An 11,504-nucleotide genomic window follows, 5' to 3' on the forward strand; every position below is an offset into this window, starting at 1 on the left:
TGAATGGATTACGGGATCTGTAATTTAAGCATAGTTCCTCTTCGGGCCGAAGCTAGTGATGCTAGTGAAATGGTTACGCAGGTGCTCTATGGCGAACATTTTAAAGTTTTAGAATCTCGCAAGAAATGGAGCCGAATCCGTTTAGCTTTTGATAAATATGAAGGTTGGATAGACAATAAGCAGTTTGTAAATATTTCAGAAGAAGATTATTTAAATTTTGATAAAACCAACTTGAAGCTTTCTTCAGATTTAGTTGATTTTGTGACTACTTCTGAAAATCAATTATTTTCAATTTGCTTAGGAAGCAATGTTTCTGCAGCTGAATATTTAAATCATCATTTTGAAGGAAAAGCAATTACAAAATCTCTTCCAAAAGAACATTTAGTTGAAACCGCCCTACTCTATTTAAATAGTCCGTATTTATGGGGAGGTAAAACACCTTTTGGAATTGATTGTAGCGGTTTTACTCAAATGGTTTACAAACTAAACGGTCAAAAATTATTAAGAGATGCTAGTCAACAAGCCACGCAAGGAGAAGCTTTAAGCTTTATAGAGGAAAGTGAACCAGGAGACTTAGCTTTTTTTGATAACGACGAAGGAAAAATTACTCACGTGGGTATTATTATGAAAGACAATTATATTATTCACGCTCACGGAAAAGTGCGCATTGATAGAATTGATCATAGCGGAATATTTAATTACGACGTTCGTAATCATACTCACAAACTAAGAGTTATAAAACGTATAATATAACTTGTGTTTTAAGGAGGGGAGTGAAATCCTATTTGTATAGCACCTTCCTTCTATTAAAATAAATTTGAAAATAAAAAAACCCTCTGAAATTTCAGAGGGTTTTGCTTTTATATATGGAACTAACTTATCTTACTTTTCTAAAGTAGCAAGCTTAGCTTTCATTTTTTGATAATTTGCATCATCCGCTAGTTGTCCGTAAATATTCATCAATGTTCTAACAACATCTGGATTATTAGGGTTTAACTCCATTGCTTTAGTAAGGTATGGAACAGTTGCTCTATAAATATCAGCACGTTGTTCTTTAAGCTCATCATAACGAATGTTATCAGCTCTTGAATTTCCTAAACTGTTCATTTCTTCAACTAAAGCATCTTCGGTAGATAATTTCAATACAGCAATATTAATAAGAGCAGCCTCGTAATCAGGTTTCAACTCTAAAGCTCTGTTGTAGTGCTCTAACGCTTTATCAGTATCTCCTAATTCTGCACTAGCAACACCCATATTGAAGTAAATCTCTGGATTGTCAGGATCAGTTGCAGCAATTTGGTTCATGATTTTGTTATATCGAGTAATATCACCCATTTTATAACTCATGTCCGCTTCCGCTCTCATTAGATAGATATCATCTGGATTTTCTTCTCTAGCAGCTTTCATTACTGAAATAGCTTTGTCATTATCCCCTTGCTCTAAATAAATTAGCGTCATATTACGAAGAATTTCACCTTTTCTAGATGCAGTAACTCTAATTTCAGGCTTGATATATTGACCACTTTTAAGCGCTAAGCTTCTTGATTGCTCAGTTTCAAATGGAATTACTTCGCCAGAATCTTTATCGGTAGCAACAAACTCTTTTGTTTCACCTGTATAACCAGCATCTAATAGCATTTGATAGTACTTTAATGCCGACTTATAATCTTTGGCATTAACTGAGTTACTTGCGGCAAAATAAAGATCGTCCATATCTTTACTTACTGTATAACTTGTATACAATTTCTCTGTCGCCAACTCGAAATTACCAGCATTTTGGTCTTTAATGGCACCATTAATTAATCCTGCACGAAGATTCTGAAGTGAGGCTGCTAATTGAGATTCTAATTTAGGGTCTAACTCTAATGCTTGAGCAAATGCTTGTGCAGCACCCATTAATTTAGAATGATCTGCAGCTACACCATTACCTAATAAGGCATTACCACGTGTAGCATAGAACTGAGCTTTCATATCATTATCTACAGTTCCTAAAAGAGGTTCAGCTTCGTTTAAATAAGCTAAAGCTTCTTTGAAATCATTAGACTTTAATGCTTTTTCAGCCTTCTTTATTTCTTTTTTTTGTCCAAATGAAATAGCAGATACAAAAGCAAGTCCTGTTATTAAAATTCGTTTTTTCATGTGTTAATTTTTATTCGTTATTTTCGGTTTGAGTGTCGTTATTATCAAGAGTAGTGCCATCATTGTTTTCGTCAACATTTTCTAGCTCTTCTTCGTCTTCATCTTTCATTGCTTTTGCAACTGCAGCAATGGCGTCATCTTCTCTAACTTTAATTAAACGAACACCTTGCGTAGCACGTCCCATAACTCTTAGGTCGGAAACTGCCATACGAATTGCGATACCAGATTTATTGATAATCATTAAATCATCATCATCTGTCACATTCTTAATTGCTACTAATTTACCGGTTTTTTCAGTAATATTAATAGTTTTTACACCTTTTCCACCACGGTTTGTAACTCTATAGTCATCTATTAATGACCTTTTACCATAACCATTTTCAGAAACTACAAGTATGTTAGAGTCGTTATCATTAACGGCAATCATACCAACTACTTCATCATTTTCATCTCCTAGAGTAATTCCGCGAACACCAGAAGCATTTCTTCCCATAGGACGGGTTTTCTCTTCTTCAAAACGAATTGCTTTTCCTGAACGAACTGCTAACATTACTTGGCTATCACCAGTTGTAAGTTTTGCTTCTAAAAGCTCATCGTCTTCACGAATTGTAATGGCGTTAATACCATTTGCTCTAGGTCTTGAATATTGCTCTAATGGAGTTTTCTTAACTTGTCCTTTTTTAGTAGCCATAATTACATAATGGCTATTGATGTATTCTTCATCTTTTAAATCTTGAGTACAGATAAAAGCTTTTACTTTATCATCTGGACCAATATTTATTAGATTCTGAATTGCTCTACCCTTAGATGTTCTAGTTCCCTCAGGGATTTCAAATACACGCATCCAGAAACATTTTCCGGTTTGTGTAAAGAACAACATATATTGGTGGTTTGTACCAACAAATAAATATTCTAAGAAATCTTCATTTCGAGTAGATGAAGCTTTTTGGCCTACCCCTCCTCTATTTTGAGTTTTGTATTCTGAAAGTGAAGTTCGCTTAATATAGCCAGCGTGAGAAATTGTAATTACCACCTGCTCGTCTGCGATTAGATCTGTAATACTTACATCTCCTCCTGCATATTCAATTACTGAACGACGTTCATCACCATATTTAGCTTTAATTTCCTCAAGCTCTTCTTTTATAATTTCCATTCTACGTTCTTTACGAGCAAGAATGTCTTTATAATCTTCAATTGTTTTCATCAATTCTTCGTACTCACTGCGCAATTTGTCTTGCTCCAGTCCTGTTAATTGACGAAGACGCATTTCAACAATGGCTTTTGCTTGAATTTCAGAAAGCTTGAATGCTTCAACAAGTTTTTCTCTTGCTTCATCTGCATTAGAAGACGCACGGATTAATCTAATTACTTCATCGATATTATCTGATGCAATAATTAAACCTTCTAAAATATGTGCGCGCTCCTCTGCTTTGCGAAGTAAGTATTCTGTACGTCGTACCACCACTTCGTGACGGTGTTCAACGAAATAATGAATTAATTCTTTTAAATTTAATAATTGAGGTCTTCCTTTTACTAGTGCAATATTGTTTACACTAAAGCTAGACTGCAATGCTGTATACTTATATAATGTATTAAGAACGATGTTTGGAATAGCATCACGCTTCAATATATAAACAATACGCATTCCTTTTCTGTCACTCTCATCACGGATATTGGCTATACCCTCAATTTTCTTTTCGTTTACCATATCAGCGGTTTTCTTAATCATTTCCGCTTTATTTACCTGGTAAGGAATTTCAGTGACAATTATACACTCTCTACCATTAACCTCTTCAAAAGTTGCTTTTGCACGCATAACTACACGTCCGCGACCTGTATGGAAAGCTTCACGAACACCTTCGTATCCGTAAATTATTCCTCCTGTAGGAAAGTCTGGCGCTTTAATATGCTGCATTAACCCATCGATGTCTATATCGTTATTGTCTATATAGGCAATGGTTCCATCTACAACTTCAGTTAAGTTATGTGGAGGCATATTTGTAGCCATACCCACAGCAATTCCAGAGGCACCATTAATTAATAGACCAGGAACTCGTGTAGGTAAAACAGTAGGTTCTTTTAATGTATCGTCAAAGTTTAATTGATGATCAACAGTTTCTTTATCGATATCAGCAAGCATATCTTCAGAAATCTTCTGCATTCTTGCTTCTGTATAACGCATTGCAGCTGGACTATCACCATCTACAGATCCGAAGTTACCTTGACCGTCTACCAATAAATAGCGTAAACTCCATTCTTGAGCCATACGCACCATTGCATCATATACAGAGGTATCACCGTGTGGGTGATATTTACCTAGTACCTCTCCTACAATTCTCGCAGATTTTTTGTGAGCCCCTGTTGCTCTAATACCTAATTCGTGCATTCCAAATAAAACCCTTCTGTGTACAGGCTTCATTCCATCACGAACATCTGGCAGTGCACGTGACACTATGACCGACATCGAATAATCGATGTAGGCAGATTTCATTTCATCTTCAATGTTTATAGGGATCACTTTCTCACCTTCCGTCATAAAAAATAGAATTAATTATCGTTATTAAACTAATGGAGCAAGATACGCATTTTCGTAGGTTTAACAGGGGTTTTTGATATGGTTTATTCACGAATTTATTAACAAATTTACGCCTATTAATCGTTAATAAGTATCGTGAATTATCTTTTGAAATTCCCTTTATATTTTGTCCTTTTACTAAAACGATATTAAAGAGGAACGGTATTTGCCTTAATTTGGTTAATTTAGTACCTAAAAGAAGAGAGGATTTAAAATATGGATGATAATTTTTCACCTAGAGTTAAAGATGTAATTGCATACAGCAAGGAAGAAGCCTTACGTTTAGGCCACGATTTTATTGGCACAGAGCATTTAATGCTTGGCCTTTTAAGAGATGGTAATGGTAAGGCGGTAACTATACTTAATGCACTTACCGTAGATCTTAACCACTTAAGAAGAAAAGTAGAGATATTAAGCCCAGCAAACCCGGGCGTAATTACAAATACTAACGACAAAAAGAACCTTCATCTTACCCGCCAAGCGGAAAGAGCATTGAAGACAACATTTTTAGAAGCTAAGCTTTTTCAAAGCAATTCTATAAATACTGCACATTTGTTACTTTGTATTCTTAGGAATGAGAACGACCCTACAACCAAATTATTAAACAAAATGAAAGTTGATTATGACGGGGTAAAAAATCAATTTAAACTTATGATTACAAATGATGACGAATATATAGACACACCAAGTGCCGATGCATTTCCAAATGACGATAATGATTCAGCACAGGATGGTGGCAAGGAGAATTTATTTACAGGTTCTTCGGCTAAATCGAATAAAAAATCGAAAACTCCAGTATTAGACAACTTTGGTAGAGACCTAACCGCAATGGCGGAAGAAGGAAAACTCGACCCTGTTGTAGGCCGTGAGGATGAAATTCAACGCGTTTCACAAATATTGAGTAGAAGAAAGAAAAACAACCCTTTACTTATTGGTGAACCAGGTGTTGGTAAATCTGCTATTGCTGAAGGTTTAGCACTTAGAATTATACAAAGAAAAGTATCAAGAATTCTTTACGATAAAAGAGTTGTTACTTTAGATTTGGCTAGTCTTGTTGCTGGAACCAAATACCGCGGACAGTTTGAAGAGCGAATGAAAGCTGTAATGAACGAACTTGAAAAGAATGACGACATTATTCTATTCATCGATGAGATTCACACTATTGTGGGTGCAGGTGGAGCAACAGGTTCGTTAGATGCTTCAAATATGTTTAAACCAGCATTAGCTCGTGGAGAAATACAATGCATTGGAGCTACTACATTAGATGAATACAGACAGTATATCGAAAAAGATGGGGCTTTAGAAAGACGTTTTCAAAAAGTATTGGTTGAACCAACTACTGTTGAAGAAACAATCGAAATTCTCGAAAATATTAAAGATAAATACGAGTCGCATCACAATGTAACCTATACTCAAGATGCTATTGAAGCGTGTGTAAAGCTTACTAATAGGTATATGACGGAGCGTTTCCTTCCAGACAAAGCTATTGATGCTTTAGATGAGGCTGGGTCACGTGTTCATATTACTAATATTCACGTTCCAGATAGAATTTTAGAACTTGAAAAGCAACTAGAAGAAGTTCGCGAACTTAAAAACACTGTAGTTAAAAAACAGAAATACGAAGAAGCGGCGAAACTTCGAGATGACGAGAAAAATCTTGAAAAAGAACTCGCTACAGAACAAGAAAAGTGGGAAGAAGATTCAAAACTTCACAGAGAAACTGTTTCTGAAGACAATGTTGCTGAAGTAGTTTCTATGATGACTGGTGTACCAGTAAATAGAATTGCACAGACTGAAACAACCAAATTAGCCGCTCTACCTGATAGAATTAAGGGTAAAGTTATTGGTCAAGACGAAGCTGTTTCTAAAGTTGTGAAAGCAATTCAAAGAAACCGAGCAGGATTAAAAGATCCAAACAAACCTATTGGGTCATTTATTTTCTTAGGTCAAACGGGAGTTGGTAAAACACAACTTGCAAAAGTATTAGCACGAGAGTTATTCGATTCAGATAATGCTTTGATTCGTATTGATATGAGTGAGTATATGGAGAAATTCGCTATTTCTCGTTTAGTTGGAGCACCTCCAGGATACGTTGGTTACGAAGAAGGTGGTCAGCTTACTGAGAAGATTAGAAGAAAACCTTATGCTGTTGTGCTTTTAGATGAAATTGAAAAAGCGCATCCAGATGTATTCAATATGCTTCTACAAGTTTTAGATGATGGATATTTGACAGACAGCCTTGGTAGAAAAATTGATTTTAGAAACACTATTATCATTATGACTTCTAATATTGGTGCCCGTCAGATTAAAGATTTCGGTCAAGGTGTTGGTTTTGGTACTTCTGCAAAGAAGAGTCAAGAAGAAGCACATACTAAGAGTGTTATTGAAAACGCTTTAAAGAAAACTTTTGCGCCAGAATTCTTAAACCGTATTGATGATGTTATGGTGTTTAACGCTCTTGAAAGAGAGGATATTCATAAAATTATTGATATTGAATTGAATAAATTATTCCTACGTATTTCAGATTTAGGTTACGACCTGAAATTAACTGAAAAAGCCAAGGATTATATTGCTGACAAAGGTTTTGACAAACAATATGGAGCACGTCCTTTAAACAGAGCGATTCAAAAGTATATAGAAGATGCCCTTGCTGAAGAAATCATCAACAGCAATTTAGATGAAGGCGATTCTATAATTATGGATCTTGACGAAAGTAAAGATGAGCTTACCATTAAAATTAATAAGCAAAAGAATACGACCGAGTCGTAAAATAAGATAGCTTTAAATTAAAAACTCTTCGCTGATGAATCAACGAAGAGTTTTTTTATGCAATAAATTCAATTTTTACTACTTACTTTAGTACTTTGAAAGACTTCTTAGTATCTCCTAATCCATTCGCTAGAAGAACATATAAACCGTTTTGGTAAGCTGATAAATCTACAGTAATTGAGCCATTTCCGTTATTATTGATTTTACTCAATAGCTTGCCTGATAAATCAAAAACCTTTACACTTTTCACATTCTGTGTGTTACTTAAGATGCAAGTATTACTGTTTAATTGTTTTGTAACAATTACTTCTTCCAAATAGTTTTTTGTCACACCTAGATGAATTGGAATACAGTCTTGAATAGAGTCTAAATTAGCATAAAAAACTTCTGTATCTTTAAAAAAACAACTAAGCTCCCCTACTTCATTGATATTTGGTTTACCTCCGGGAGCATTTATTAATGATAAAGACCCTACACCTTCAACCCATACAGCATTATTGGTGCTAGTAGTATTCCCCGGCGCAGGTGAAAAATAATAATGTTTATAATTATTTCCATCTTGTAAAGGTCTAGCTATAATAGAATCTACTACAAAAAGACCTCCATCTCGTGGAAAAGGAGTGACAGGGTTTTTCATATCAAAAACATCTCCTTCATTCAATGAAAAATCATATAACAAATACTCATCACTAGGTTCAGGGGTTGCAAACTTTAAATATACTTTTTGAGTTGCTACATCTTCACGAAGTAAGAATGTACGAGATATATAATGGTAGCCATCCAAAATCTTATAATTCTTACCATTCACAATAGTATCACCATCAGTATAATAAGCATCTGTTAAGCATCCAGAAAAGCAAGTTGTAAAATGCCATTCATTAATATTATCTAACAAAGGCTTATAACTCTGGGCAAATACAGAAGTATTTAAAATTAAAAAAACAAGAATTGATAATTTACTTTTCATAATTCAGTATTTGGTTATATGCTTACGTTATATTAATCAAATATTATTTCAGAATCTACATCTAAAGATTGAATGAATGCAATCGTTGCATGAATATCGTCTGCCATAATTCTATCGTTCTCAATAAAAGGTACAATAGAACGGTATGGCTTTAAGAATGATTCAATAAATGGTGATGAAGATTTTGGTTCTCTAAACTTCAAAGCTTGAGAAGCGTTCATCAATTCAATGGCTAAAATGGTTTCTATGTTTTCAATTACACGTAAACATTTAGTTGCTCCATTAGCCCCCATACTTACGTGATCTTCTTGACCATTAGATGAAACAATAGAATCTACTGAAGCTGGAGTTGCCAATTGTTTATTTTGGCTTACTATACTTGCAGCAGTATATTGAGGAATCATAAACCCACTGTTTAATCCTGGGTTATTAACTAAGAAAGCTGGTAAATCTCTTAGTCCCGAAACCAATTGATAGGTTCTTCTTTCAGAAATATTCCCTAGTTCAGACATTGCAATTGCTAAATAATCTAGTGCTAATGCTAATGGCTGACCGTGAAAGTTACCGCCAGAAATAATTAAATCGTCTTTTACAAAAATGTTTGGATTGTCGGTAACTGAGTTTATTTCAGTTTTAAAAGTTTTGTTTACGAAATGAATTGTGTCTTTAGTCGCTCCGTGTACTTGAGGGATACAACGGAAAGAATATGGATCTTGAACGTTTTTCTTTTCAGATACTCCTATTTCACTACCTTCTAAAAAGTCTAAAATTTGTTCCGCAGTTTTTACTTGCCCTCTATGTGGCCTTACCAAATGCACAAGAGCATTATATGGACTCATATTACAATCAAACGCATCTATAGAAATAGCACTAATTAAATCGGCTAAATAGGATAATTTGTAACTTTTAAGTAAACAATACACCCCATAAGCACTCATAAATTGAGTTCCATTTAATAATGCTAAACCTTCTTTAGCTTGTAACTTTATAGGTTCCCAATTAAATTTTTTCAAAATCTTTTCAGAAGCCAAACGCTCTCCTCCATAATAAACTTCTCCTTTCCCTAATAAAGGAAGAGATAGATGTGCTAATGGCGCTAAATCTCCTGAAGCTCCTAAACTTCCTTGATTATAAATTACAGGTAAAATATCGTTATTATAAAAGTCGATTAATCTCTTAACGGTTTCTAACTGAACCCCACTATAACCATAACTTAAGGATTGTATTTTCAACAAAAGCATAAGTTTAATTATAGGTTTTGGAACAAATTCCCCTGTACCACATGCGTGACTCATTACAAGGTTTTCTTGTAATTTTGAAAGGTTATCAGAGGTAATTTTCACATTACACAATGATCCAAAACCAGTATTTATACCGTAAACAGGAGTCTCGTTATCCTTTATTTTATTTACTAAATATTCACGGGATTTATTAATATTAAGTTGGGCTTCTTCAGAAAGGTCAAGCTTTTTATGATTATCTATTATATCCTTAATTAATTCTAAGTCAAGGATTTCAGAGCTGATGTAATGTGTGTCTTGCATTATAATTGTTTTGTTTTCACAAAAATACTGATTTTTGCTCGCCTTACCACCTTTTCTATCTTTCAAAAACCCTAATTTTGTAAGTCCTAAATTTAAAATATTAAAAATGAAAAAATTAAGTTGGATTGTTATAGCGCTTTTCATCATTTCTTGTAATACTGAAGAAAAACCTACTTATACCGTTATTAATGGTACCGTTACAAATAACACTGGTGAAACAGCATTTGTTCGTGGTAATGGATTTGAATCAAGAGTGCCAATCTCTGAAACAGGGAGTTTTGTAGATACTTTAAACATCAAAAAAGATGGGTTTTATGAACTTTATGTTGGTCGCGAACGCACTGAAATATATTTAGAAAAAGGCAAAAACCTATCGGTAACTTTAAATGCAGAAGAATTTGATGAAAGCTTAAAATACACTGGAGATTTAGCTGATATTAATAATTTCTTGGCTGCAAAATATCTTTGGAATGAGCAAAATGTAGATTTAAAAGAGTTATTCTCTAAGGATGAAAATGAATTTTTAAAACAAATAGATGAAAACCAGAAAAGTTTAGATTCTCTTTTCAACGAGAGTAAAATTGCTAATGATAACTTTAAGAAAAGCTTAGCTGAAGAAGACAAATATGCGCGAGCTATTATGATAGAAAATTATAAAAGTGGGCATCGTCATTTCTCTGGAAATAAAGAATTTGAAGTTTCAAAAGAATTCTACAATGAACTTAAAGACATAAACTTTAAAGACACATTAGCTTTTAGAAATTCTGCAGCTTATCAAAACTTGCTACAAGTACATTACAACAGATTAGTTTCAGAAGAAGCTTCACAAAATACAGATGCGAACGAAACTATTCTTTTCTTAAACAAAATAAACGAAGCTCTTCCAAACGGATATGCTAAGGACAGAATGATGAGTTCTTATTTACAGTTTGGTCTTAAAGCTGATGAAAGCCTAGAAGAAGCTTATAATATTTACAAGAACAGTAATCCAAATCCTGAAAATTTAACTAAGCTTACTGAGCAATACAACAAATTAAAAGTAATTACTAAGGGTAACCCCTCTCCTACTTTCAACTATGAAAACCATAAAGGAGGCACTACATCTTTAGAAGATTTAAGAGGTAAATATGTTTATGTGGATGTTTGGGCAACTTGGTGCGGACCTTGTTTACGTGAAATCCCTTCTCTAAAAGAAGTTGAGAATGACTATAAAGGTAAAAACATTCAATTTGTGAGTATTTCTATTGATGAACCAAAAGACTACGATAAGTGGAAAAATATGGTTACTGAGAAAGAATTAGTAGGTATTCAACTAATGGCAGATAACAATTGGAAATCTAAATTTGTTGTGGATTACGCTATTCTTGGAATTCCTAGATTTATTCTGATAGATACCGAAGGAAATATTATTTCAGCTGATGCGCCTAGACCTTCAGACCCTGAATTAAGAAAAATGTTTGATGAGTTAATCTAAAAAGAATTTATCTAGTTTTATTAGACCACGAATACA

7 protein-coding genes are annotated in these 11,504 nt (G+C 34.0%); 3 read left to right on the top strand and 4 right to left on the bottom strand.

The genetic code is table 11. The features are described 5' to 3' along the window. Nucleotides 1-3 precede the first annotated feature (3 nt). Nucleotides 4-753 (top strand): C40 family peptidase, encoded by a 750-nt coding sequence (locus G3A46_RS06600; protein WP_165147853.1) that lies wholly within the window; start codon nt 4-6, stop codon nt 751-753. A 129-nt stretch (nt 754-882) separates the two neighbouring features. On the opposite strand, the gene G3A46_RS06605 is transcribed toward G3A46_RS06600, so the two are convergent. Further along, a complete protein-coding gene (locus G3A46_RS06605; protein ID WP_165147855.1) occupies nt 883-2,139 on the bottom strand; it encodes a tetratricopeptide repeat protein in 1,257 nt (418 codons plus the stop codon). 10 nt (nt 2,140-2,149) lie between these two features. Further along, nucleotides 2,150-4,675 (bottom strand): DNA gyrase subunit A, encoded by a 2,526-nt coding sequence (gyrA, locus tag G3A46_RS06610; RefSeq protein WP_165147857.1) that lies wholly within the window; start codon nt 4,673-4,675, stop codon nt 2,150-2,152. Between the two features lie 255 nt (nt 4,676-4,930). Here gyrA and G3A46_RS06615 point away from each other — a divergent pair, with 255 nt between their 5' ends. Further along, complete coding sequence (locus G3A46_RS06615) at nt 4,931-7,483, top strand: ATP-dependent Clp protease ATP-binding subunit (protein ID WP_165147859.1); 2,553 nt, start codon at nt 4,931-4,933, stop codon at nt 7,481-7,483. An 82-nt stretch (nt 7,484-7,565) separates the two neighbouring features. Here G3A46_RS06615 and G3A46_RS06620 read toward each other — a convergent pair whose 3' ends face one another. Together G3A46_RS06620 and hutH are read right to left on the bottom strand one after the other, a co-directional pair. Continuing rightward, a complete protein-coding gene (locus G3A46_RS06620; protein ID WP_165147861.1) occupies nt 7,566-8,450 on the bottom strand; it encodes a T9SS type A sorting domain-containing protein in 885 nt (294 codons plus the stop codon). Nucleotides 8,451-8,482: 32 nt separating this feature from the next. Next, nucleotides 8,483-9,994 (bottom strand): histidine ammonia-lyase, encoded by a 1,512-nt coding sequence (gene hutH / locus G3A46_RS06625; RefSeq protein ID WP_165148898.1) that lies wholly within the window; start codon nt 9,992-9,994, stop codon nt 8,483-8,485. A 106-nt stretch (nt 9,995-10,100) separates the two neighbouring features. Between hutH and G3A46_RS06630 the strand changes: the two genes are divergently transcribed. Beyond that, a complete protein-coding gene (locus G3A46_RS06630; RefSeq protein WP_165147863.1) occupies nt 10,101-11,468 on the top strand; it encodes a TlpA disulfide reductase family protein in 1,368 nt (455 codons plus the stop codon). The last annotated feature ends 36 nt before the right edge of the window (nt 11,469-11,504 follow it).

This window comes from Aequorivita sp. KMM 9714, from assembly GCF_011065475.1.
GTDB lineage: Bacteria > Bacteroidota > Bacteroidia > Flavobacteriales > Flavobacteriaceae > Aequorivita > Aequorivita sinensis.

Bases quoted from the DNA above. Each gene is read 5' to 3' on its own strand.
- G3A46_RS06630 (WP_165147863.1), top strand. From the start codon at position 10,101: ATGAAAAAATTAAGTTGGATTGTTATAGCGCTTTTCATCATTTCTTGT.
- hutH (WP_165148898.1), bottom strand. From the start codon at position 9,994: ATGCAAGACACACATTACATCAGCTCTGAAATCCTTGACTTAGAATTA.
- G3A46_RS06615 (WP_165147859.1), top strand. From the start codon at position 4,931: ATGGATGATAATTTTTCACCTAGAGTTAAAGATGTAATTGCATACAGC.
- gyrA (WP_165147857.1), bottom strand. From the start codon at position 4,675: ATGACGGAAGGTGAGAAAGTGATCCCTATAAACATTGAAGATGAAATG.
- G3A46_RS06600 (WP_165147853.1), top strand. From the start codon at position 4: ATGGATTACGGGATCTGTAATTTAAGCATAGTTCCTCTTCGGGCCGAA.
- G3A46_RS06620 (WP_165147861.1), bottom strand. From the start codon at position 8,450: ATGAAAAGTAAATTATCAATTCTTGTTTTTTTAATTTTAAATACTTCT.
- G3A46_RS06605 (WP_165147855.1), bottom strand. From the start codon at position 2,139: ATGAAAAAACGAATTTTAATAACAGGACTTGCTTTTGTATCTGCTATT.